Raw genomic sequence first — 24,000 nt, 5'->3', positions numbered from 1 at the left:
TTTATCGCTGGAATCATGGCCTATAATATCCCTCACCATTGACGAGTCTCTGCGCCAGTGGTAAAGTATTTTGGTTACAGGGTGAGGTCATCCTGGGCAAAGGGGGCGCGCTATGGCTTTCTGCACTTCCTGCGGGCATACCACCGGACCTGAGGACGAATTTTGCGCCAATTGCGGCAAAACGGCAGGTCACACCGCAAAATCCCCTGTTGAATCACCCCCCGCCCCTTCCGAAACAAGCGCCACAATTCCGACTCTGCCGGGCGCAACCACACCTCCCAACAAAAAGACGGGCATCGGCATGCCGGTTATCGTGCTTTCCGCAATCCTCGGCCTGGCTGTCATCTTCGGTGGTGTATCGGCGGCTCAGTGGCAAAGCGCCAGCGGACAGGTAGATGATCTAACCGTTCAAAAAGACGAGGTCACCGCCGAACGCGATGACCTCAGTTTACAGATACAAAACTTATCCAGCCAGATCACAACTCTTTCCGCCAGTGTCTCAGCATTGGAAGCCGACAAGTCCAGACTATCTGACGACCTGGCCAAGATTCAATCTAAATTCCCGCTTAAAAACTTCGGTACTGAATTTGAGCTGCAAAATTGGCTTCTCGCCGCCATCAAAAAACTGAATCCCCTCGATGACTATCCGGAACAATACTACATGTTGCAACGCCTGGCCATGGACGACGGGTATTTTCTATCAGTGGCAATCTGGGAGGATGAGCAGTTCTACTACCCCGAACTCTACGCCGTAGCCGGCGACATGGTGTATATCTGCTTCGAAGACGGCAGTATCTACCCTTCATTCCAGTTATAACTTCCGTAAAACTCTATCGAAGGTAAGTTGCTCAGTACGCTTTTTTACCCGGACAGGGAGGGGGGGCGTCGTCGATGTGGGATGGCGGAGGTTATCGATGTGTAGACTACAAATCCCATCATCCGGATTATGTTATAGTCCTTTACAGCTCCTTGTAATTTTTGTACATATATATTAAGCTAACGGACGCGAGCCCCAAAGGATCGCGTCTCTCGTTTGCTGGAGAATGTCATGAAACGATGGTGTTGGCTTATTACTCTCCTGATCCCCGCCGTGCTCCTGGCCGGCTGTACGTCGAATTCCAATTATCAATTAGCCCTTGATGAAAACACTACCCTCAACGCCCAGAATTCCGATCTGTCGGCCCAATTGGATGCTATGCGGGCGCAATATGAAGATATAGCGAAAGTCTTCCCCCCGCGTGATTTCGGCAGTCTTCAAGAACTCAACGAATGGTTGTCCAAAGACAACACCAACGAAACCCCGACCGCCGCCAATATCGAAGACCAGTATTCGAAGGGTTTGCAACAGCAATTGGCCGCGCTCAAAGACGGGTTTATTATTTCCGTCGACCAGGAGTATATCAACGAGTTTTTCAGTTTTGTCCTCGGCATCGCTGTCATCGATGGCGAATTATGGGTCTGGGACATCGACACCGATGAACCCTATCAGCCGATCGGTTGGGGGAAGGTAAGCCGGGGTTCATAGCGGGTATAAATTATTTGAAGGCGCGTCGCGCGGAGGGAGGGATTCATGTTGAAAAAGGTGTTTCTCAGCCTGGTAACATTGATGCTGCTATCAGGGATGTTTTCGGCTCCCCTCGTTGCAACCGCGGCCGACCGCAGTAAAACGACAATCGATGAAATCATAGGCGCCAGAAACCCGCATCTCCTGTCCAGTTCCGCATACCTCAGTATCACCGAGCAAGACCCTTTTATGTCTGCTCTCATCAACAACCCGAACATAAATACGACACAAGCGGTAGGCGGCGCCGCAGCCGCTCTCATACCCTACCGCAGCCCAGCCGCGAACTTCAGCCGAAATATCCTCGTATCCCAGGACTACGGCCACGTCCCTTATCAAACCGAACCGCACCTCTCGGTCAATCCTAACGACCCCAATCACCTTGTCGTAGGCATGATCGATTACAACTTCCCCGGTGTATCCACTTACACGAGCTTTGATGGTGGCGCGACCTGGCAGGGCCCGGTACAACCCAAGATTCCCCGTACTCTGATATCCGGCGCCGGTGATCCCGTAACCGTGTTCGATAAAAATGGCAACGTCTATATCTGCCAGATGGCTATCTCACACGAAAAATTCGAGGTATCCGGCATTACTGGCTATTCTCAGGTGGCCAGTATCGTGGTTAACCGTTCTACGGACGGCGGCCTCACCTGGAATGATTCCGTGACCGCCGGTCTGGGTGAAGTCTATTCATATGATTACGAGGTCCCCGAGGGGGAACGGCCCCGGGGTGAGGTTTACAGTTTCTTCGTGGATAAACCATGGATGGCGATAGGCCCCAACCCGAGCGACCTGTCCAAAGAAATCCTTTACCTGACCTATACCTTGTTTATCGAAGTCTATTCCCTGGCCTGGATCGATGAATTACCGGCGCTACAGGTCGTCGAAGAGGTAGCTGTCATCGAGATGGTAAGGAGCGAGGACGGCGGCCGTACCTGGTCAGAACCGGTTGCTGTCAGTCCCTATGTCAACACTACCGGTCACGGCGATGAAGAGGACCGGCTGGTGCATGGTTCCCAACCCATGGTGGCGCCCGACGGCACCGTGTACGTGGCTTACCTCGACTCCTGGCTTGACGGTACCTGGCAGGGTGACGCCGAGATCATGGTGGCCACCTCCAAGGATAAAGGACAGAACTTCACCCGCCGTTCCGTAGCCCATTTAATAGAACTGGACTACCTGCCCCGTTCAGCTAATTTCCGATTTTGGGCTTCCGGTTTCCCCCAAACAGCCATGGGACCCAACGGGGAGATCTATATCACCTATGTAGCGTATCCTTCCGACAAGTTGTCCGACACGGGCGATATCTTCATGGTAGCGTCCCTCGATGGCGGTAAAACTTATTCGATCCCGAAGCGGGTCAACGACGACGTCACCGACCACTTGCAGTTTTTCCCGTCCATCGCCGCCGGGCCTGACGGTAAAGTGCATTTGATGTGGGGAGACACCCGCGACGATATCAGCGAACTGGCCTATCATATCTATTATTCGGTATCCTCCGATAACGGTAAGACCTGGGAGTTCAACAGCCGGGTCACCGACTATCCATCCAATCCGAATCTGGCATTCCCCTATGGCGGATTCCTTGGCGATTACTTTTCGATGAAGGTTTCCAGTACCGATGTTTACATGGTCTGGGCTGACAGCCGCCTGGGCGAAGTCATGGGCGCCAATCAGAAGATCGCCTTTGCCCGACAGAAAGCCATGCCGACGCCACAGCTATTCCTGTCACCGCCGTCCGGCCCCGCCGGCCGGGACATCATCGTCCAGGGCTCCAATTTCCAGCCGGAATCGGAGATATTCATCTCCCTGGGCGGCGTGCTAATCAGCACCGGTTTCACCGACGCAAGCGGCAATTTCATGCAGACCATTTACGCCCCGGTTGCCGGTGAAGGCGCCCGGGACGTAGTGGTGGCTGATATTTCAGGCAACGTATCTGTGGCGTCGTTTTTCACCGAATTTGGTTTCGATACATTTCAGACCAGCCTGAACGACCTCTCCACCAGCATTACGGGATTGAATGCCGCTCCTCCGTCGGACTCCGGCGGAGGCAATAATACCTGGCTGCTGGCGACACTATCCGCAGCCCTTTTCATCAGTTTGGTGGCTTCAGGCGCCATGTATTACCGGATGCGACTGGTATCGAACAATAAATAGAATCCATCGATCAATAGCGGCTGAGGAGGAGAGACATGTACAAGCGAGAACGCCTGGCGGGACGAGTATTCTCCATAGTCTTGAGTCTGGGATTGGCCTTGTCTTTCCTGTTGTCTCCGGTAGTAGCCTACACTCCGCCGCACTCAAAGCCCGGCCCGGCAGCCGACAAGCTCATTTTCAAAGCCTTTAATGTTGACATCGCCGCGGCTGCTCTGGCAAAGGGCGAGATGGACATGTATATCTATTCACTGAAGACGCTTGCTGCCCAGGACCTGGCTACAAACCAGAATATCGCCATGTACCAGGCACCGGCCACTTCGATCGGCCTGGTGCTTAACCCAGCTCCGGCGCCGGACGGCCAGTTTAACCCTTTCTCCATCAAAACTATCCGTTTCGCTTTAAACCAGATCATCGACCGCAATTACATCGCCCAGCAGATCTACCATGGCTCGGCGTTACCGATGGTCTCCCATCTGAGTTCAGGCGACTATGATTACCGCGCCATCAACTCCATGATCTACGAGATGAACCTGGGGTACCAACCGGAGCAGGCCAAGGCGACGATCGCCGCCGAGATGCAGAAGGCCGGTTGCACCCTGGTCAATAACCTCTGGAATTACCAGGGTAAACCCATCGAGCTTAAATTCATCGTGCGCACGGAGGACGAACGACGGGTAGTGGGCGATACCATCGCCGCTGAATTGACCAAGCTCGGTTTTACCGCCAGGGTCGTTTATCAGCAGTTTGCCCAGGCCATCAATATCGTCTACTCTCAAGACCCCGGCTTGTTGCAATGGCATCTTTATACCGAAGGCTGGAGCAAAGGTTCTGCTGATAAATACGATGCCGGCCTGATCAACCAGATGTATGCCCCATGGCTGGGCAATATGCCCGGCTGGCAGGAACAGGGGTTCTGGCAGTATCAGAACTCTCAACTGGATGAACTGGGCAAGAAGATCTATATGGGAACCTTCACCTCTGTCTCTCAGCGCGACGACCTGTACAAACAGATGACCAAACTGGCTATGGAAGATGCCGTCAGGTTGTGGGTTGTCACCGGGATCAATAATTTCGCCGCCAAGTCAGTAATGGATGGCGTTACCCAGGATATCGCTGCCGGTCCGCGCTCTATCTTCACCCTGCGGGAAGCGTACGTACCCGGCCAGTCCACGCTGACCATCGGCAACCAGTGGGTCTGGACCGAGCGCTCCACCTGGAATCCGGTGGGCGGCTTCGGTGACGCATATTCATCCGACATCTGGCGCAATATGGTCGATCCCCCGCTCATCAATCACCCATTCACCGGTCTGCCCGTCTCTTACCGGGCAAGCTATTCGGTCGAAACTTCCGGTCCGGCTGGCACCCTCAGTATCCCGGCTGACGCTTTCAGATGGGACGCCGACAAAGGACGATTCGCTTCTGTCGGGGCAAGCGCCAAGGCCACCAGCAAGGTCGTTTTCGATTACTCCAAGTACTTCCAGTCGAAGTGGCACAACGGCCAGCAGATAGAGATGGCCGACCTGGTCTATGCTATCTATCAGAGCTTCGACATGGTCTATAATAAAAACAAATCCGCCATTGAATTCGCCGCCGCCACCACTTCCAAGCCGGTTCTGGATACTTTCAAAGGATTCAGGATCATCGATGCCAATAAGATCGAGGTTTATGTCGACTACTGGCACTTCGTGCCAGACTACATCGCCTCCTACGCCGTGCCGGCTTCCCTGTCCATGCCATGGGAGATGCTGGCGGCCATGGACAACCTCGTCTTCGAAAAAAGGCAGGGAGCCTATTCCGATACCGCCGCTGCGCGTTTCAACGTCGACTGGCTGTCACTGGTCAACAACAACCATGCTATCAAAGTGAAAAACGTTCTGACCGGTTTCATCAACTCCAGCTATGTGCCTAACCTGATCTTCGACACTCCGCAAACCAGGGTAAGTTTCGCCTCGGCTCAGGCACGTTACCAAGCAGACATCGCCTTCTTCAACAGCTACGGCAATCTGGCCATCTCCAACGGGCCGTTCAAGCTGGTGAGGTTCGAATCCGGCGCCCAATACGCCGAATTGGAAGCGTTCCGTGATCCGGGTTACCCCTTTAAGCCCGGCGATAAGTTCCTTGGCACCGCAAACCTGGTGGATATCAAAGAAGTTTCCTCCGGCAAGCTGGAACCGGGCAAGACAGCTGACATCAGCGTCGAACTGACCGGGGACGGTAAGCTGGCCGTGGATTATTGTTTGGTAGACCCATCCAGTAACAGGGTACTCAAGAGCGGCCAGGCCCAGGGCAGCGGCACAAAGTTCAGCGTTAATCTTTCCGCCTCCGATACCCAGAACCTGTCCAAAGGCATTTATCATCTCTACCTGCTCGCGTACAGCGACACGGTGTCGCTGGTGACTGAACGACGGGTGGATGTGGACATGGCCGGCGGCGGTATCATCGCCCCACCCGAACAGAGCAACGGTACAAACGATAACGGTGGCGGAAGCGGCGGAATATCGCCGATTCTCATCGTCATTCCTGTAGCTCTACTGGTCGGCAGTGGTCTGGTCATGCTGATCATGAAGGGGGCCAAACCTAAAAAGTCATAACCAAGTTCCAAGTTACAAAACAAGCACCAAATAACCAAATGTTTGGGTATTGATCGTTGAAATTTGGAATTTGTTTGGGAGTTGTCTCTTGGTTATTGGTTATTGTCGAGTAGCATGTCGCCGATAGTCTGGAAATTGCTGGGGCGCGGCCTCACCCTATTGGGCGTGCTCGTCATCGTGCTACTTATGGTGGTGGTGTCGCTGGGAGCCACCGGCTTTTCCGACCGCATGCTCCAGTCGACGGTGAACGAAGAAGTGCGGGCGCTGCGCACCACCCTGTCGCAAACCATCCGCGACCCCGATGAACTCGAACAGGCGGTTGCCCAGCGAAGAGAGCAACTGGAGGCTTTCTACCACCTGGATCGGGAGTGGTATTACCGGCTGCCGGATACGGTGGCTCGAGTGATCACCTTCGATCTTGGTGAAGCCCGGACGCTGAGAAGCACCGATGGCTCCGCCCGGGTGGTCGATATAGTCGCCGAGCGCCTGGGTAATACCATCTTCCTGATCACCACCGCCACCGTGCTCACCTCCATCCTGGGACTCCTGATCGGACCCCGTCTGGCTTCCCGTGCCGGGACAAGACTGGACCGTATCTCCTGCCTGGTTTTAGCTGTGTCATATGCCCTGCCCGCCTGGTGGGTAGGCATCTTCTTCGTCCTCATCTTCGCCTTCGAATGGGGATTCTTTCCTTATGGCGGGTTGGTATCGGCGCCGCCGCCTGACGGGACGCTGGCACGGTTGGCCGATATGGCCTGGCATGCTGCGCTGCCGATCGCGGCTATGGTCATCGTCTCGTTCGGTTCATGGGCATATGCCGTGCGCACCATGGTCCTGAACACTGCCCAGGAACCCTTCGTCACTGTCGGCCGGGCTAAAGGATTGCCGCAGAATTTGATAGAGCGGCGTTACGTCCTGCGGGCGGCGGCGCCACCCATCGTGACAAGCCTCATCCTGGGCCTCGCGGGCTCATTGGGTGGCGCCATCCTGACCGAAACGGTATTCAACTGGCCAGGCATGGGGAGACTGTATTACGACGCCATCCTGGCGGCTGACGAGACGGTCATCGTCGCCCTGACCTTCGTTTTCACCCTGATTTACCTTTTCGCCCGTTTCGTATTGGAAGTGCTCTACCTCTGGCTGGACCCCAGGATCAGATACACGTGATGATTTGCGCGCATAGATGAAACCTAAAGACATATTACGGACTTTATTGAAAAGCTGGGTGGGTCGCGCCGGGGCTGCCTTCCTGGGCTCCATGCTGCTTATTTCGATTTATGTGATCGCCACCTACCCGCTCGACTTCGGTAAAAGCGTCTGGAATAATCCGGTCTACTGGTCGGACTACCCGCAGAGCGCGCCGCCGGCCTGGACCAACTTCTTCTCCGCCGCGGAAAAAGTGGAACACACCATTTTCACCGCGAACGAGCCGGATGATATTATCATCGATGATACGGAACGTTACCTGGTTTATCATTTCAATCTAGATTATATATACAACGAATTCCCCGCCTTCACTTCTTTTTCCCTCTCGGGTGTCAATTTCAGCGACCGGTCACCAACACTTTCACTGTCTATCGTTCGCCCTGACGGCAAAGAGGTATTGCTGCTGCGCCATATCGTGCCCGGCCCCGCTGCTGGTGAAACCCCGCCTTTCACACGCTATACCGAAACGCCTTTCCGGGTCTATCTCTCCGGCGACCAGTCAGTCGCCTACAACGTCCGTGATTTCGCCGGTACCGAACTGGGGCTGTCAATGACACTGGCCGAAGTGCAACAAAAACCAGAGGCCTTCATTTTCGGGCAACCCGACGGCCAGGGGGGTCTCATACCCCTGCCGGGCGAATACCGCATCGATATCACGGCTTTGACCTACGGTCCGGCCGATTCGATCGCCGAGGTGAAATACGTTCTCGGCGGTACGGTTTACGGTCTAATGGGCACCGACTCGCTGGGGCGCGACCTGGCCACGGGGCTGCTCTTCGGCTTCCCGGTGGCTCTTCTCATCGGCGTGGTGACCAGTGTGTTCATCACCTTCATAGGCACGGCAACCGGTATCGTCTCCGGTTACGTCGGCGGCCGCACCGATACATTCATCCAGCGCCTGTGCGACGTCCTGGCTAATGTGCCCCTTCTGCCCATATTGATATTTTTAGCCTTCATTATCGGCCAGAAGTTATGGCTTGTCATCTTCGTCATGGTCATATTCGGTTGGCCGGGACTGACCATCATCACCCGGAGCATGGTGCTGCAGCACGCTTCTTCCCAGTTGGTGGAAGCCACCCGGGCACTGGGAGCCAGCCCCAGCAGGATCATGTTCCGCCATGTCCTGTTTCAGATCGGCCCATTCGTCCTGTCGCAGATGATCTTCGCCACCCCCGGCGCCATCCTGGCCGAGGCGGGACTATCTTTCCTGGGTTTAGGCGATCCCTCCGTCCCCACCTGGGGCCAGATTCTTGAAAGCGGCTTTTCCACCGGCGCCGTCTACGTGGGTTACTGGTGGTGGGTGCTGCCGCCCGGCCTCCTGGTGGTCTTTGCCGCTATGACGTTCGTCCTCCTGGCGCTTGGATTCGAACCTGTAGTCAACCCGAAGCTGAGGCAACATGGCACTGCTTGAAGTCAGCGATCTCAGGATCAGCTATCAGACCGGTGAAGGGCTTTTAACTGCCGTCGGTGGCGTGTCTTTCGATATAAGCGAAGGTGAAACGCTGGCGGTTGTCGGAGAATCAGGCGCAGGCAAGAGTTCATTGTCGCTGGGATTGATGCGCCTGCTGCCGCGCAACGCCGCACCAACTCAAGGCAAGTTCATCCTGGATGACATCGACTGTCTCGGCCTTTCCGAGGAGGAGTTCCGTAAACAGGTGCGCTGGCAAAAACTGTCTATGGTTTTTCAGGGAGCCATGGACTCACTGCATCCGGTAAGAAGGGTGGGCGACCAGATCGCCGAGCCGCTGCTCCTCGACGGCAAGACCGGTAAAGTCGCGGCGTCGGAGCGAGTCGCCGAACTCCTAAGCCTGGTGCGCCTGCCGCCCGAGACGTCCCGCCGCTACCCCCACGAGCTGTCCGGCGGTATGAAACAAAGGATCATGATCGCCATGGCCCTGACCTGTTCACCTAAACTTGTCATCCTCGATGAACCAACCTCCGCCCTGGATGTGATCATCCAGGCGCAAATAATGAACCTGCTGAAACAGCTCAAACGCGATTTGAAACTCGGTGGCTTATTCATCACCCACGACCTGGCTCTGGCCTCCGATCTGGCTGACCGGATCGCCGTGATGTACGCCGGGGAATTCGTCGAGATCGGCAGTGCCGAACAGGTGCTCACTTCGCCACGCCATCCTTATACGAAAAAGCTGCTGGGCAGCATCCCTCTGTTATCCGGTGATATCCGCCCGGAATTCATTCCGGGTTCGCCTCCCAAGATGATGGACCCACCCGCCGGCTGCTACTTTTCACCGCGCTGCCCTGACGTCTGCGGCGAATGCGCCGTCCATCCTGAACTTGAAGTCTGCGACAGCGGACAGCAAACCCGCTGTCACCTGGCGAGGTCCAAATGACGGCGGAACTGGAACTGCAAAACGTGACCATGGACTTCAAATCCCGGAAGTCGCTGTTTCACTCGTCCATCGTCCGGGCGGTCGACGGGGCGAGCGTTTCGTTAAGGCCGGGAGAGACTCTAGGTATCGTCGGTGAATCCGGTTCCGGCAAGACGACGTTGGCCCGGATAGCCTTGCGTCTGTTAAAACCCACCGGCGGAACCGTCCTGTTCAATGGCGAAGACATCACCCAACGGCCGGAAAAAGAACTTAAAGAACTCCGGCGCAAGGTTCAAGGCATTTTCCAAGACCCCTTCGCCTCACTCGACCCGTTCATGAACATCGGCCAGATCCTGGAAGAGCCGTTGATCATTCACCGCCTCGGTACCACCGCGGAACGCCGGGAAGCGGCGGCTATAGCCCTCGAGGAGGTGAAGCTTCGGCCGGCTAAAGACTACCTGGGCGGCTTCACCCATCTCCTTTCCGGAGGCCAGCGTCAGAGGGTGGCTATCGCTCGGGCGTTGTTGCTCAAACCGGAATATATCGTCGCCGATGAGCCGGTATCGATGATCGACGCATCAAGCCGGGCCGAGATATTGTCCCTCTTCTCCGAACTCCAGAAGAGCCATCATTTAGGGTTTCTGTATATCACCCACGACATCGCTACTGCCGGATATTTTTGCCACCGAATCGTCGTAATGTACCTGGGGCGGATAGTGGAATCCGGTCCCGCCAAAGATGTTATCCGCACGCCGCGGCACCCGTACACCCGGGCTCTCATCGGCGCCATACCCACGCCCGACCCGCAAAACCGTTTCCGCGAACGCTCCGTAATACCCCTGGAGACGACTCTCGCGGAGGTCAATGGATGTGCGTTTTATCCCCGCTGCCCTGACGCCAAGCCCGGGCTTTGCGAGTCTACCAAACCGTCGCCGGTCGAGGTGTCCGAGGGGCATTGGGTGGAGTGCTTAAGAGTATAATCGTTATGTCAGGTTGATCAGGCATTGAAACAGGCCACGAAATGCCCCCCGCCTTTATCCTCCAGGACTGGCACTTTCTCTCTGCATTCAGCGCCGGCAATCTCGCACCTGGGCGTGAAAGGGCAGCCCGCGGTCACCTCGGTTAACCTGGGAGGTTCGCCGGGGATAAACTTCGGCCCGCTTTCTGAGGCAAAGACCGCGATGCAATCCAGCAGTTTGCGGGTGTAAGGGTGCAACGGCGACCGTAAAACGTCCTCCCGGCTGCCTTTTTCCACGATATGTCCGGCATAGAGAACGGCAAACCATTCACAGATAGAGCTTGCCTGGTTGATGTCATGGGTAATGAATACGTAAGATGAGGCATATTTCTGTTTCAGGTCCCCCAGCAGTGAGATGATCTGACCCTTCAAACTGGGATCCAACGCCGAAGTAGGTTCGTCGAGGATGATCAAAGCCGGCTTCAACGCAACAGCGAGGGCAATGCAAACCCTTTGAATCTCTCCTCCGCTCAACCTGTCGGGAATTGCCTTGCCCTTATCCATGGAAAGCCCCACCGTGGCCATATGTTTCCGGATTTCTTCCGCGGTAACTGCGACACCGTGGGTCTTGAAAATTTCTTCAAATTGAGCCTCTATCTTATAGAAGGGATCGAGTGAGCCCTTTGTATTCTGGGGAACCCAGGCGATCTTGCGCCAGCGGTACTCCCGGCGAAATTCGGTATCCGTTAAAGAAAACAATTCCCGGCCGTCCAGCCACACCTTTCCGGAAAACTCAACCGCGTTACCCGGCACCAGCCGCATCAGAGCCAGACCCAGGCTGGATTTACCGCAACCGGACTCACCTATCAGCGCCAGGGCCTGCCCCGCCTTTTCTATTTCCAGGGAAACCCCATCCACCGCCCGCACGATACCGTTTTCCGTCCGGTAATGCAGCTTCAGGTCCTCGACCTTCAAAAACTCGTTCATTTCAACCTCTGTTGTTTGGAGAGTATCTTGCCCTAGGATCCAACCGGTCACGAATGGCGTCACCCAGGAATACAAAACTGAACGCGGTCAGGCTCAAGACCAGTCCGGGGAAAACCGCCAGCCAGGGCGCGGCCTCCATGTAAGACCGGCTTTCCTGAAGTATACCCCCCCAGGTGGGGCTGGGCGGGGGAACGCCCAGGCCGAGAAAGTTTAGAGCAGATTCAGCTATCAAAGCTATGCCCACATAACCGGTCGCATAAGCAAGAATGGGAGAAAACGCATGCGGCAAGACATGTTTGAAAACGATACGAGGCGATGACACGCCTTGAGCCCGCGCCGTAAGAATAAAAGTTTCTTCCTTGATCGATAACGAACGGGATCTGGCCAGTCTCACCATTTGAGGTGTTATTCCCACGGCGATGGCAATCATCACCGTATTAGCGGACGGTCTCAAAGCCACCACCAGGATAATCGCCAGCACCAGAACTGGGAACCCTAACAGGGCATCCGTAATTCTTTGCAGTAGCGAATCGACCCAACCTCCCCGATACGCTGAAACCGTTCCAACGACAGTCCCTATCAGCGTACCCAGGGTGACCGAAACAATGGCGATATATAGTGACGATCTCGAACCGTAAACGATACGGCTGAATACGTCCCGCCCGAAGTTATCGGTGCCGAAGAAGAACCCCTCTCCTGGTGGCAATAGACGGCCGAACGCATCCTGCGCAAGGGGATCCTTGAGCGGGAGCAAATCGGCGAATATCGCCGCCGAGGCAATCACTACCAACATTATTCCACCCGCGAGGGCTAAAAGCTTGTTAATAGCTTCACCTCCCCGGGCTGGCCGTTTGAAATACGGGGATCAAGAGCCCTGTACAACACGTCCACGATCAGGTTCACGAGAAGTATCGCGAACACCACGACGATGACGTAACTCTGGACCACCGGAAAATCCCGGGCTAAGGCAGCCTGCACTAGTCCCCGGCCTATACCAGGTAAACCAAAGACAGATTCCAAAATCATGGTGCCGCCAAGCAGGACACCAAACTGTAAACCCATGACGGTGATGATCGGGGCTGCGGCTGCACGGAGCGCATGCTTGACGATGATCTGGTTCTCCGACAATCCTTTGGCGCGTGCGGCGATAATGTGATCCTCCTGCATGGTTCCAAGCACGCTGGCACGTGTCACCCGTAATATATGCGACCCGAATTCCCAAACTAAAAGCAGCACGGGTAGGAAGATTATCTGCAAATGGTTCCAGGGGTTCTCCCAGGGATGGGTATAAACCAGCGGCGGGGACCAACGGAATAAGAGCATCAATCCGAGAAGTAATAAAAGAGCCAGCCAGAAATTAGGTAATGCCTGACCGGGCAGGGCAATCAGTCTCAAGAAGTAATCCTGCCAGCAGTTTTGCTTCAAAGCCGCTAAAATCCCCAGCGATACCGCCGCAACAAAAGACAGAATCACAGTGTAGACGGCTAAAAGCAGAGTGACGGGAAGCTGCCGAGCCAGCAGATCCCCGATAGATTGTCCGGAAAAAAGGGATTGCCCGCCAAAGTCTCCCTTGAGCATGCTCAATGCCCATCTCCCGTACTGAACGACCAGGGGATCGTTAAGGCCTAATTCTTCCCTTAAGGCTTCTTTCACCTCTGCGCTGGTGATAACGTCTCCCGCGATCAGGTCGACGATGTCTCCCGGCAATAGGTGCATCGCCATAAAGACGATGATCGAGGCGAGAAGCCCGGTCAGAAAAAAACGGCGATGCGTCGTACCCAGTAATTTGCTGCGAACCGCTTTAAATTCATCAATCTGCTCCTCGGTCTAACCAGACAGTCGAGTAATCGGTAAAAGTATGACCGTCCTCAGGGGGAATGGCAAGTCCCTTCACCCAGGTGCGGAAAGCCTGGACATAGGTGATTTCGGCAATCGGGATCACATATGTCTGATCCATGAACAGGTATTTTTGTAACTGGTACCAGACATCGACACGCCGGTCATAGGTCGTAGCGTCCTTCATGATCGTATAGAACCTATCGATTTCAGCATCCTCATGCTTGCTATAGGCGTCCGGGCTCTTACTGAAACGGCCGTAAACGCCTTCTGTCCCTTCCGGCGTGGCCAGCACCGACAGGTTGCCGGATTGTGAATCATAATCCAGGCTGACCCGGCCCCGGTTCCATTCCCCCTCTTCGACGATCCGTAGTTGAAGGTCTATGCCCAGACCTGCCAGTTGGTCTTTGAGAAACTGGCCGCCGGGTATCCCGTTCTGGGCGCGGCAAAGATAGCCCATGGTGAAGCCGCCGGCATAACCGGCTTCGGTTAACAGCCGCCGGGCTTCCGAACGCCGCTCTTCCAGGGGGCCGGTATCGAACCTTGTCCAAACCACAAAGTTTTTATCCCTGAACGGGTTATCAGGGCTGATTTCAGGTGTGGTCCACCCAAACCCATCCAGCACGATAGGAATAGCCGCCTTTTTATCGATCCACAGCGCTATCGCCCGCCTGACCCGGGCATCCTGCCACGGGCCGGGTTTGAGCACGTTGAAAGCGAGCCGGAAAGTGCCCCCGTCCATTTTGGCAAAATTAATATCATCGCCAAAATCCTTGACATAGTTGTCCATGCGCTGCTCGGTGAGGTAATGTCCGAAGCCGCGGGCGGTGCCGTCCAGGCGACCGGTGCGGAAGGCGATATCCATGGATAATGCCTCAGAGGTGATTATGTAATCTATACCGTCGAGGTAGGGCAGTTTTTTCCCTTCAGCGTCCGACTCGAAGTAACGGCCGAAACGGCGAACCCGGATTATACTCCCCGGTTCATAGCTGTCAAATTCAAATGGTCCCAGGCCGACCAGCCCGACGTCGAGTGGCGAGAGATTGATTTCACCGGCGTTGATCCGGGATTCCATCAGATGCCTGGGGTGATCGATCTTGATCCTCGGATCGGCAAGAACATCGGGGAAAAACCGGTTTGGATTCTGTAACGTGATCTTCACTTGATCCGTTGGAATCACTTCCACCTTTTCGATGTCCAGCGCGCCCTTATAATATGCCGGTGCGCGTACCTTGTCCCCAACTTTCGCCCCGAAAACAGCGAGATCCAGCCAGAATTTTACGTCTTCCGGTGTAAACAGGGTCCCGTCGTGCCAGAGGACGTTCCGCTCGAGTATAAACGTCCACTCGGTGAAATCAGGATTGGAGTACCAGCGCCGGGCCAGGTAGGGGCTAGGTAGATACATATTACCCCGGTTCCGCATCACCAGGTTGCCGGCGCCGAACAAAGCCCCCGCTACATGATGAAGAGCGATACTGCTGGTGCGCATCGAATTAAAATTGGATGGAGGATCGCTGCGGTTGGCCAGGACAAGGATTTTGGTCCCCGCTCCAATATCGAAGCGGTCTTTGAAGATAAAGATGATCGCCGCAACAGCCAGTAGCCATGTGACGAAGGTACGGCGGGTCAGTTTCATGGTGTTAGTGCTGAACTTCCTGTTTCAGTAACAGGAAGTTCCAGGAAGTTCAGGGATCCTTTAATAGCTCATAGCCAGCTTTTTCATATACCGCATTTCTTGCTCATCGATTGAGTTATGTTCAAATCGGTTTGTTATCGTTTCGAACTCTTTTATCCCGAATCTCAGTATTCCCATTTTCCGGCGGGTTTGCAGGAATGACGATAACTCGTTTAGAAATAGCTGGGAAGAAACGTATAGTTCCTTTCCTGCTGGGCAAACCATAATTATGCCGAATTGTAAATCACCGGCCTTCTTCTCCGAATTGATACTGAAAGGAAACGCCCGACAGCCGAATGGACGAAGGTGATATTGAAGGCAGGTGCTATTCTCCTTATCCAGCAACGGACAAGGATACTCAAGCAGATACGTGCTTCCACTCTTTTTTAATTCACAGAAGGAACCCAAAGACACCGCCTCTTCTTTGGACAGGACAACCCCTTTATCCCATTGCCTCTGATTTGGCCTGCAACAATTCCCGCAATGCTGGCATTTTAAAAAACTAGCCACTAGATATAACGGCAAAAAAGCCCCGAGAGAACGGGAATCTGCAACCACGGCATCCATCGGAACCCCAATAATCCTATTCGGGCCGTATTCTTTGAACACCTTATCCCAGTATTTTCGTAAAGCGTCAGGAGTGATTACTTGGGCTGCCTTTTCGTTAATGTTAAACCCCGTCCTTTCTTTGCATATCGCGAAATATCGACGACTTCAAATTATTTGGCGGGCTTTGATATTATAACTCTTGAATACCAAAGCCCGCCAATATTTTTACTGAGTCTCTAGATTAAGAAGAAGTACCTCGAATGCGGCGCCACACCATCGACCAAGCGGCGGCCAATAAAACGAGCGCCGGTAAGCCCATGACTGCCGCCATCATCCAACGAGCCAGGGTGGGGTCACCAATAGTTCTTGCGCTGCTACTAATAATAATTATGGTAAAAACAAGTAACAACAAGCCAATTGATCCCAAAAGCCATTCATACCATTTCAATGTCATTTTTCGGGCGCGTAGCCAGAATACTAAACTTATCACCGCGATACCGACAATCAGTCCAACCATGATCGCAAATATATCCAATGTGAATACTCCTTTCTGATTTGTTTACCCCTATTGTTATTCGTGAGAACCGAAATGCGTAAGTAACCCATGCTCGGGTCCAATCGTTCTCCAGAATTGTCCTATAGTGTCGTCTTCAGTATGCGCCTTGCTGCCCATTTGATTAGTCCTGAAACCAAAAACATCATCCATCTGTCTGAAGAAGCCGTTGAATATCGGTGTAGTTGCCGCCACAGACTGAATGAGCGGGTGCACCATAGACTCATTGAAGTTGCGGAAAACGCAAGTAGAAAGACACATTCCGCAATATCCCGGGCCATATGCGCTCTTCCAGGATCCACAGGAAGCGTAATTAAAGTAGAAGTGCTTCAAACCGGGGATATTCTGGTATTTATCCCTTACTTCCCACGAAGGTTCATCTTCCATACTTATCGACCCGGTTATGCATGTTTCAGCGCATTTTTTGCATGTATGACAGAATTTGTATATACCGCTGTCAATGGGCGGGGAGTAGGCTAACGGCAGGTTGGTTAGAGCGGTCTCGGTACGCCTTGGCATCGCACCGTGGCTGGGCACGATTACGTTTGCTCCCTGGCGGGTCATTTCCGTAACACCGGTTAGTGTCGGAAATGCTCCTGTCCCAACCGTGGGTTCAGCCTGGCTGTAGCCCAGATTCTGGATGAAAGCGCGGATTCTGGCTGCAGTGTTCGTGCAGAAAAAATAGCCATAAGGATTTGTCACTTCGCCGGGGGAGGTGGATAACGCGAGTTGGGGATGCTGCATGACCCAGGTAAAAGCATAGTTCCAACCATTAGGAATCGTGACTTCTGTAGAAGTTTTTTTGAACACACCAGTATCCGTGTATACAACATTCATGGGGGTCGGGCCCCTGCCCGCCTTGATCACTCGCAACGTTTTGTCGTTTAGCTCTGCGGCCCCGGAGGCGTAGGAACCAAAAAATCGACTGGCTACCCGCATCATATGAAGATTTTCCTCGGGGCTGCCTTGCCACTTCGGAACTCCCAGTTCCTCTAAGGATACTGGTTTCCAACTACTCTTGAGTCCACTGTTACAACAATTGGCCGCATTCTCTAAAGCACGATCCCTTAAGGACATTCCCGGTACATTCTGCTGGGCCCATCGTGCCTCAAGTATGTCCAGGTCTGTGGTCCCGTATTCCTTTTCGACTATGGCCATGGTATTCGCTATTTGTTGGTCATTCCATGCCGTGTCGCGCCCCGCCGACCCCGGATACACATCCCAATCTACCTCGACAGTAGGTTTTTCATGCTCCTTGTCCTTAATCCACCATGGGTTTTTCCACTCCGTGTCAGGGGTTGATAGCACCTCATCCATATCATGGAAGACAGGCGCTGTCGCCGCAGCAACAGCGCCAAGTCCGGCTCCGGTTAATCCCAGGGCTTTCATAAAATCCCTGCGGCTTACATTTGAGTGAAATTTTGACATACGCGGTACCTCTTAGATTTTATTCTGATTTTTCCGTGGGTCTCCGGACTTTCCCGGAGGGTCAACAGTTTATAAGCATCCTCCTGTCATATTTCTGTTTGTAATACTATTTTATTATATCGTTACTGTATCACTGTGTATTCAAAATAGCATCGTACTAAAGTATTAGTACCTTGGCAATTTTTTATTACTTCTTACACTCAAGTTGTTAACTGGATGGCTTGATAAACCCCAGGAGGGACAGCCTATCATATTCTTGAACCAGTTTACCGTAGAATAAAAGATTCGTCCTTAGACTATTGGGTTCAATCTCCTGTCTGTCGGTTCCTCCCAATGGTCGATCCTAGCATTTTGCTGGCTATACGGATTATACTTGGTCAACTTGGCTTTATAATTCCTAGACTCCAGCCAAAAGGTAAACCAGTTGAACCATGGCAAAACTGAAATCTCTCCTAAGTGATCAACACAATTTTATTCTTGTGGCAGCCATCCTATTGGGTCTCTTGGGAAATCCTCTTTCACAATTATTTAAGTCCTGGATTATCCCATTGCTTGTTCTCGCAATGACCATTTCCCTAACACGGCTTGAGACTAAACATTTTTATAATCTGAAGTCAATCATAATCCCAAGTCTTCTTGTTCTCCTGTTCAATTTTATTGTTCTAGGCGGCGTGAACATCTCGTTGGGACACCTCTTAAGTGATGATACTCTTTTAAGAGCTGGGTTTGTTGTCTTAGCTACAGTACCTCCATCGATGACCATCCCTCCTTTTAGTTACAACCTAGGTTCAAACGTTACTCTGGCATATCTGGGGACAACATTTGGATATCTTGCCTCAATTGTTATCTTGCCCGTTTCATTATTCATGTTTTTTGGCCATGGTTACGATAATCAAGGTCTATTTATTTTGATTGGCCAGATCATTGTTTTACCTTTAGTGCTTTCAAGGTTTTATCGTAAAACTCTTCTGTACAAGAAGACGCAGGCCTCCGGTAGTAAAATAATTAATTGGTGCCTAGCAATAGTAATTTTCAGTCTTATCGGAATTAATAGAGATACTCTTTTTGCTTTCCCCGAATATTCTGGGGTGTCATTGTTGGTTGCCTTCATCACAATTTTTCTCTTGGGTGAATTGATATACCGTATGAGCCTAGCACTCAAGTATGAACACTCGGAAGCCATTGTGTTTATGTTATTCGGGACCATGAAAAAATGGGCCGGTGCCAGCGCTATAACGTATATGCTGTTTGGACCAATAGCAGCGATACCACCTATCACCGCGATGATTGTCGGTTTTATATTTTACTTTTGGTTATCAATCCGGTTTGTCAGGAAGGAATCTCCATGATACCCTTCCGTCACTTAATGTTACCGTTCAGTTATTCACAGACACCGATTACTCCATGATAATAGGCGTATAATCAAGTAGCGGGGTAAATGAGATGTTCGAGTTAGCCAACAACAAAAATGATTGGGATTGGTGTTATGAAGGGCATCCCTCTCGAAACAACAGCGAGTTCAATAACACGGTTCAGGTCAGACGACTTATCGAAAAACTAATCAAGGCCTGGGATGCTAACGAAGTAAGGCCATCTCACGTATATTCGATCATAAGTATGTGTGATAAAGCACTGAGCCAACTGGATATCGACTACAAAAACAACGAACCTATTCCCATTTGCTATTTTTCAGAACTACAAACTATTGGTGCCTTATTAGTTGACGTTTATCTAAGGAGCAACAATTTACAGACCTACCTGGTTGGGATTAAGGATCAAGATGAACTGGATAATACGATTTCTATATGGGAAAAGGAGACCCCAAAAGTTATCATTTTCAGTTTTTCCGCGTTGAACTACATTGATATGGTGAAAACCAGAGGGAGCGCACTCAAGGCATTGAATACCAAGATATTTGCGGGAGGCATAGTATTTAAACGTAGCAGCGAGGAGAAAGATCACCTTCCGTTTTTCCATTTCCCTTCAAGCTTACGTTTGCTGCTTAAACACGTTGAGAGTGGGAGTGAACGATGGCTACCAGTATCGGCATGATTACTTGTTCATCAATAGCGGATCAGGTCAAAAGTACCCTGCAGACCAGAAAAGATTACCGTCTTTATCAGTTGGTGCCATCCTGTATGTTCACCATTTCTCCTGAACTGATAAAACACGTCTTTGAACAATCATGTTTAGAAAACGATCGAACGCTTTTAATTTACGGATTTTGCCATTCTGAAATCGAACATATCTTGAAACATTATTCCAATCAGATAACCAAAATCAAAGGCGGCAACTGTTGGGAAATGTTATTGGGTAAAGAGAAAACCCAAGAATACATTTCAGAAGGGTACTGGCTGTTAAAGGATGCCCTGTGTACCAAATGGAAAAATGAGGTGTTCGTGTCATATGGTGCCTTCTCAGAAGACAGTAACATGATTAAGGCATGTGGAACCAAAAAGATACTTGCATGTCGATTTGAATCTGAAAAACCCCATGAATCTGACGTGGCTACTTTCGCTTCAGCATTCAATGTGCCATACGAAATTACAAATGTTGATATGACTAGCTTCAGGTCATTAATCAACAAATCGATAGACGAGTTACAAGGCGGTGCGCAACCGAACCCTCAACGCAATAGCCCGACCAATAAGCTTCAATCGATGTTCAAGGGCGTTTATGAAAAGGAAGTATTTTACAAGATTAATGTCGTTACTAAAGACATAACGTTTGTCAGTCCAAGAATTCGAAGTTTGTTAGGCTACACTACCGATGAATTTATCCAGTCATTCCTGGCCGGACCGGGTAACGGATATTACAAAGATAGCCAAGTATACCAATCCGTCACTGAATCCAGGTACTCATACATTTCGAAGTGCCTTGCTCAAGGTATTCAGTTACCTTATTCAGTTGAATATGAGTCGCTTAAAAAAAACGGGGACTCCATCTGGATAAGAGAAAGCTTATACCCCAAGTATTATAAGGATGGGTCGATACAACCCAGTTTGATCGGAAAACTTGAAGATATAACCGATTGGAAGAAGAACGAAGAGGAACTTAAAAAGGCTCTTAGAAAAGAGGTGGATTTACGAGCGGCATTGGAAAAAGAAATCAAGCGTCGTATTCATTTTACCAACGCCCTGGTCCACGAACTAAAAACTCCCCTGACTCCGATAATCCTAGCGAGTGATACTTTGGCTAATATTGTAGAGGAACCTAATTATCAGCTTCTCTTAGAGCAGATCAAGATTGGTGCCAATGAATTATGTTTTAGAATAGACGAATTGCTCGACCTGGCCAGAGGCGAAGTTGGGCTATTAACTCTGGACACCGAGGAAATGAATATCAATGAGGTAATCAAGGAAGTTACAGCATTTCTTACATCCAAGGCAACTAACAATCAACAATCAATTACCACCCAATTATCTCCTGACACTCCATTAATTCTAGCAGACCGACGAAGGATCAAAGAAGTAATCACCAACCTGGTTGATAATGCTATCAAATATTCAGGAGTGAACACCACGATTACAATCGTGACTGATGTGAGAAAGGATGATATCGTCACCACGGTACGCGACACAGGCAAGGGTATTCCTAAATCAAACCAAAATAATATTTTCGATCCATATAAACGTGCTCCTAACAACCGTCTTAGTGGCCTTGGCTTGGGACTTGCGCTTTCCAAAATGATCATCGAAAAACATGGCGGTAGGATATGGTTAAATGGTCGATACCAAAAAGGCTGTTCATTCCAATTCTCTATCCCTGTTAATAGTCGGCAAGGAGCGACAAAATGAAATTCCTAATCATCGAGGATGATATGTCGATTACTGATACGGTCTCACTGGTATTAAAACTTGCATGGCCGGATTCGAAAATCGTTAGTAGCACCTACGGGACAAACGGGATTACCCTTGCTGAGACTCAAAACCCAGACGCTATTTTATTGGACTTAGGTTTGCCAGATATAGATGGATACGAAGTATTAAAACAGATCCGGGCTTTTTCAACGGTTCCGATCATCATCATTACAGTAAAAACCGATGAAAATGCCCTGGTAAAAGCTTTTTCCTTAGATGCAAACGACTATATTGAGAAACCGTTCCGTCAAATGGAATTGTTGGCAAGATTAAAAGCCGCATTGAAGCGCCACTCATTTCTTGAAGAAGATCTCTCGGTATCAGCCGGTGGCATCGGCTTTGGTTCATCAATCCAAGAAATTAAAATTGACGACCAAACCTTATTGCTGACTTCCACTGAGGGGAGGTTGTTATATCACTTGGTTAAAAACGCTGGTCGCGTAATTAGTACCCACGAGTTGGCTGAGATGCTTTGGGGGGAGTACATCCCCGGGGCGACTGATAATATAAAAAACTATGTCTCAAGGTTGCGGAAAAAGATTGAAAAGGATTTTGAAAAGCCCTTGATTATCCAGAACCGCCGTGGTTTGGGTTATATAATTCCGATTAAATCATAGTTTTGTTATTACCTTATAGTTACTCTATATCACTGTATTGGCACTGACCACTACTCCTAACGATACCTCCTTGCTTCTATAATGAAATCAAAAATGGAACTTGGAGGATGTAATGGCAAATTTCCACTCAACGTTGAGCCGCCGCGATTTTATGAAAAGTCTTGGCTTGGTCGGGACCGGATTGGGGACTGCGGCGTTATTAAACCCGGCTATTAATGGCCTGGATGACCTGTTGTCGACAAGTACCGATGATGCCAAACGTGATTGGTGGGTAAAAGAAGTTGAGATCCCAACCGTAGAAATCGATTGGAGTATGGTAGAACGTTTCGATGCAACTAAAATCCCACAAGTCTCTTATGGTAAATACGTAGGTGCCGATAAGGCCAAACAACAGGGAGCAAAACAAAAAGAAGACCGGAAGAATTGGATCTTAGAAAATAAATCCGGATACACACTGAAAGATTACGCCCTTTTTGATGCCGCAGCATATGGATGGCAGGTAGGGTATTCTCATGACTTCTTGGGTGATACCACTGCCACCCCTTACGGAATGGGAAAGCCATCCGATTTAGGCGTCCCTATCTGGCAAGCTAGCCCGGAAGAGAGTTCTGCAGTTATCAGAAAGGCGTTTCGTTTCCTCGGCGCCGGCACAGTTTCAATTGTGGAATTAGACCAAAATCATCGGAAATTAGTTGATGGTATTGACTGGGACGGAAAAAATATCGAATTCGAAGACGTTGAAGAGGCCTACGAAACCGATAAGAAAAGAGTAGTTCCCAACAAATGCAAATATGCAATCGTATTTTCCCTGCCAATGTCAGAAGAAATGAACAAAAGGGCGCCTACGCTGCTAGGAGACGCAACCACTGCCCTATCCTACTCTTTGAGCACATTATTCCAGATCAGGGCGCAACGGTTCGTGCGCATGCTGGGATACCAAGGACTTGGAAGTTACCAATTCGTTAATAATCTGAATATTAACCCGGCTTTGGCCGTAGTAAGTGGTTTGGGAGAACAAGGTAGATTGGGTCAATGTATTATGCCGGAGTACGGCACAATGGCAAGACTTGGAAGCATAGTAACGGATCTACCACTTGCTCCAGACAAACCTATCGACGCTGGTATCTGGAAGTTTTGCCAAACGTGCGCACTATGCGCCAGCCACTGTCCATCAGGTGCTCTTGACCCGAATGACACCATTTCATGGGATACAAAATACGCCGGCAACCATCCCGGTAAGAAGGCGTTTCACTGCGATGGCATCAAATGCCGAAGTTACTGGTTTGAGGCTACTAGTTTGTGTTCTATTTGTGTAGCCACATGTGTATTCGCCAAGAAAAACTCTGCGAGTATCCACGATGTAATCAAAGCTACAGTAGCGACTACGAGCGCATTCAATTCGTTTTTTACAAATATGGATCAGGCTTTCGGCTACAACTACGATAACCGTGATCCTGAGACTTGGTGGGATCTAAAGAAACAGCCCATGTTCGGGTTTGATTCTAAAATCTAAACTCAGAGACGTTATCTCTACGATGTGATGCATGGCAATTGCCATGCATCACATCGTATTGTCTTGCTATTGATATCCAATCTGGAACATTGACGAATAGTTGGTCCGGCTGACCCTCCCCCAATAATTTGTATCGCCGAGAAGTAGAGTCCTCCGCTAAAATTAAGTGTTCA

Annotated in this window: 20 protein-coding genes; 13 read left to right on the top strand and 7 right to left on the bottom strand. The window is 51.0% G+C overall.

All coding sequences use genetic code 11. The annotated features are described in order from the left end of the window. The first annotated feature begins 112 nt into the window (after positions 1-112). From ABFB09_RS00170 to ABFB09_RS00135, 8 genes are all read left to right on the top strand, one after another. A complete protein-coding gene (locus tag ABFB09_RS00170) occupies positions 113-817 on the top strand; it encodes a hypothetical protein (protein ID WP_346999003.1) in 705 nt (234 codons plus the stop codon). A gap of 231 nt (positions 818-1,048) precedes the next feature. Continuing rightward, on the top strand, positions 1,049-1,525 hold the full coding sequence (locus ABFB09_RS00165) for a hypothetical protein (protein WP_346999002.1): 477 nt from the start codon (positions 1,049-1,051) through the stop codon (positions 1,523-1,525). A 45-nt stretch (positions 1,526-1,570) separates the two neighbouring features. After that, positions 1,571-3,721 (top strand): exo-alpha-sialidase, encoded by a 2,151-nt coding sequence (locus ABFB09_RS00160; RefSeq protein WP_346999001.1) that lies wholly within the window; start codon positions 1,571-1,573, stop codon positions 3,719-3,721. A 35-nt stretch (positions 3,722-3,756) separates the two neighbouring features. Beyond that, positions 3,757-6,312, top strand: a complete 2,556-nt coding sequence (locus tag ABFB09_RS00155) for an ABC transporter substrate-binding protein (protein WP_346999000.1) — start codon at positions 3,757-3,759, stop codon at positions 6,310-6,312. Between the two features lie 114 nt (positions 6,313-6,426). Continuing rightward, positions 6,427-7,479, top strand: coding sequence for an ABC transporter permease (locus ABFB09_RS00150; RefSeq protein ID WP_346998999.1), 1,053 nt, complete (start codon positions 6,427-6,429; stop codon positions 7,477-7,479). Between the two features lie 16 nt (positions 7,480-7,495). Further along, positions 7,496-8,929, top strand: a complete 1,434-nt coding sequence (locus ABFB09_RS00145; RefSeq protein WP_346998997.1) for an ABC transporter permease — start codon at positions 7,496-7,498, stop codon at positions 8,927-8,929. Continuing rightward, positions 8,916-9,872: an ABC transporter ATP-binding protein gene (locus ABFB09_RS00140; RefSeq protein ID WP_346998995.1), complete on the top strand. Its 957-nt coding sequence runs from the start codon at positions 8,916-8,918 to the stop codon at positions 9,870-9,872. Before ABFB09_RS00145 ends, ABFB09_RS00140 begins: the two co-directional genes overlap by 14 nt. Next, a complete protein-coding gene (locus tag ABFB09_RS00135) occupies positions 9,869-10,831 on the top strand; it encodes an ABC transporter ATP-binding protein (RefSeq protein ID WP_346998994.1) in 963 nt (320 codons plus the stop codon). Before ABFB09_RS00140 ends, ABFB09_RS00135 begins: the two co-directional genes overlap by 4 nt. 17 nt (positions 10,832-10,848) lie before the next feature. On the opposite strand, the gene ABFB09_RS00130 is transcribed toward ABFB09_RS00135, so the two are convergent. The 7 genes from ABFB09_RS00130 to ABFB09_RS00100 all read right to left on the bottom strand — a co-directional run bounded on the left by ABFB09_RS00130 (position 10,849) and on the right by ABFB09_RS00100 (position 17,837). Next, positions 10,849-11,796 (bottom strand): ABC transporter ATP-binding protein, encoded by a 948-nt coding sequence (locus tag ABFB09_RS00130; protein ID WP_346998993.1) that lies wholly within the window; start codon positions 11,794-11,796, stop codon positions 10,849-10,851. A 1-nt stretch (position 11,797) separates the two neighbouring features. Next, positions 11,798-12,589, bottom strand: coding sequence for an ABC transporter permease (locus ABFB09_RS00125; protein WP_346998992.1), 792 nt, complete (start codon positions 12,587-12,589; stop codon positions 11,798-11,800). Positions 12,590-12,606: 17 nt separating this feature from the next. Beyond that, entirely contained in the window at positions 12,607-13,530 is a 924-nt protein-coding gene (locus ABFB09_RS00120; RefSeq protein ID WP_346999234.1) for an ABC transporter permease, read from the bottom strand. A gap of 76 nt (positions 13,531-13,606) precedes the next feature. Further along, on the bottom strand, positions 13,607-15,268 hold the full coding sequence (locus ABFB09_RS00115; RefSeq protein WP_346998990.1) for an ABC transporter substrate-binding protein: 1,662 nt from the start codon (positions 15,266-15,268) through the stop codon (positions 13,607-13,609). Between the two features lie 60 nt (positions 15,269-15,328). Further along, positions 15,329-15,874: a YkgJ family cysteine cluster protein gene (locus ABFB09_RS00110; RefSeq protein ID WP_346998989.1), complete on the bottom strand. Its 546-nt coding sequence runs from the start codon at positions 15,872-15,874 to the stop codon at positions 15,329-15,331. Between the two features lie 223 nt (positions 15,875-16,097). Then, a complete protein-coding gene (locus tag ABFB09_RS00105) occupies positions 16,098-16,391 on the bottom strand; it encodes a dehalogenase (protein ID WP_346998988.1) in 294 nt (97 codons plus the stop codon). 36 nt (positions 16,392-16,427) lie between these two features. Beyond that, positions 16,428-17,837 carry a reductive dehalogenase gene (locus ABFB09_RS00100; protein WP_346998987.1) on the bottom strand — a complete coding sequence of 470 codons (1,410 nt, stop codon included), beginning with the start codon at positions 17,835-17,837 and terminating at the stop codon, positions 16,428-16,430. A 431-nt stretch (positions 17,838-18,268) separates the two neighbouring features. On the opposite strand from ABFB09_RS00100, the gene ABFB09_RS00095 reads away from it, so the two are divergent. From ABFB09_RS00095 to ABFB09_RS00075, 5 genes are all read left to right on the top strand, one after another. Then, a complete protein-coding gene (locus ABFB09_RS00095) occupies positions 18,269-19,186 on the top strand; it encodes a hypothetical protein (protein WP_346998986.1) in 918 nt (305 codons plus the stop codon). Between the two features lie 94 nt (positions 19,187-19,280). Further along, a complete protein-coding gene (locus ABFB09_RS00090) occupies positions 19,281-19,889 on the top strand; it encodes a hypothetical protein (protein WP_346998985.1) in 609 nt (202 codons plus the stop codon). After that, positions 19,868-21,634, top strand: coding sequence for an ATP-binding protein (locus ABFB09_RS00085; RefSeq protein WP_346998984.1), 1,767 nt, complete (start codon positions 19,868-19,870; stop codon positions 21,632-21,634). The genes ABFB09_RS00090 and ABFB09_RS00085 overlap by 22 nt, the downstream gene beginning before the upstream one ends. Continuing rightward, a complete protein-coding gene (locus ABFB09_RS00080) occupies positions 21,631-22,314 on the top strand; it encodes a response regulator transcription factor (RefSeq protein ID WP_346998982.1) in 684 nt (227 codons plus the stop codon). Before ABFB09_RS00085 ends, ABFB09_RS00080 begins: the two co-directional genes overlap by 4 nt. 112 nt (positions 22,315-22,426) lie before the next feature. Further along, a complete protein-coding gene (locus ABFB09_RS00075; RefSeq protein WP_346998980.1) occupies positions 22,427-23,827 on the top strand; it encodes a reductive dehalogenase in 1,401 nt (466 codons plus the stop codon). The last annotated feature ends 173 nt before the right edge of the window (positions 23,828-24,000 follow it).

The sequence above is a fragment of the Dehalogenimonas sp. THU2 genome (genome assembly GCF_039749495.1).
GTDB lineage: Bacteria > Chloroflexota > Dehalococcoidia > Dehalococcoidales > Dehalococcoidaceae > Dehalogenimonas.
This window is presented reverse-complemented; position numbering and strand designations above follow the sequence as displayed.

Bases quoted from the DNA above. Each gene is read 5' to 3' on its own strand.
- ABFB09_RS00130 (WP_346998993.1), bottom strand. From the start codon at position 11,796: ATGAACGAGTTTTTGAAGGTCGAGGACCTGAAGCTGCATTACCGGACG.
- ABFB09_RS00100 (WP_346998987.1), bottom strand. From the start codon at position 17,837: ATGTCAAAATTTCACTCAAATGTAAGCCGCAGGGATTTTATGAAAGCC.
- ABFB09_RS00165 (WP_346999002.1), top strand. From the start codon at position 1,049: ATGAAACGATGGTGTTGGCTTATTACTCTCCTGATCCCCGCCGTGCTC.
- ABFB09_RS00160 (WP_346999001.1), top strand. From the start codon at position 1,571: ATGTTGAAAAAGGTGTTTCTCAGCCTGGTAACATTGATGCTGCTATCA.
- ABFB09_RS00135 (WP_346998994.1), top strand. From the start codon at position 9,869: ATGACGGCGGAACTGGAACTGCAAAACGTGACCATGGACTTCAAATCC.
- ABFB09_RS00170 (WP_346999003.1), top strand. From the start codon at position 113: ATGGCTTTCTGCACTTCCTGCGGGCATACCACCGGACCTGAGGACGAA.
- ABFB09_RS00085 (WP_346998984.1), top strand. From the start codon at position 19,868: ATGGCTACCAGTATCGGCATGATTACTTGTTCATCAATAGCGGATCAG.
- ABFB09_RS00075 (WP_346998980.1), top strand. From the start codon at position 22,427: ATGGCAAATTTCCACTCAACGTTGAGCCGCCGCGATTTTATGAAAAGT.
- ABFB09_RS00140 (WP_346998995.1), top strand. From the start codon at position 8,916: ATGGCACTGCTTGAAGTCAGCGATCTCAGGATCAGCTATCAGACCGGT.
- ABFB09_RS00095 (WP_346998986.1), top strand. From the start codon at position 18,269: ATGGCAAAACTGAAATCTCTCCTAAGTGATCAACACAATTTTATTCTT.
- ABFB09_RS00150 (WP_346998999.1), top strand. From the start codon at position 6,427: ATGTCGCCGATAGTCTGGAAATTGCTGGGGCGCGGCCTCACCCTATTG.
- ABFB09_RS00115 (WP_346998990.1), bottom strand. From the start codon at position 15,268: ATGAAACTGACCCGCCGTACCTTCGTCACATGGCTACTGGCTGTTGCG.
- ABFB09_RS00110 (WP_346998989.1), bottom strand. From the start codon at position 15,874: ATGGATGCCGTGGTTGCAGATTCCCGTTCTCTCGGGGCTTTTTTGCCG.
- ABFB09_RS00090 (WP_346998985.1), top strand. From the start codon at position 19,281: ATGTTCGAGTTAGCCAACAACAAAAATGATTGGGATTGGTGTTATGAA.
- ABFB09_RS00145 (WP_346998997.1), top strand. From the start codon at position 7,496: ATGAAACCTAAAGACATATTACGGACTTTATTGAAAAGCTGGGTGGGT.
- ABFB09_RS00125 (WP_346998992.1), bottom strand. From the start codon at position 12,589: ATGTTGGTAGTGATTGCCTCGGCGGCGATATTCGCCGATTTGCTCCCG.
- ABFB09_RS00155 (WP_346999000.1), top strand. From the start codon at position 3,757: ATGTACAAGCGAGAACGCCTGGCGGGACGAGTATTCTCCATAGTCTTG.
- ABFB09_RS00080 (WP_346998982.1), top strand. From the start codon at position 21,631: ATGAAATTCCTAATCATCGAGGATGATATGTCGATTACTGATACGGTC.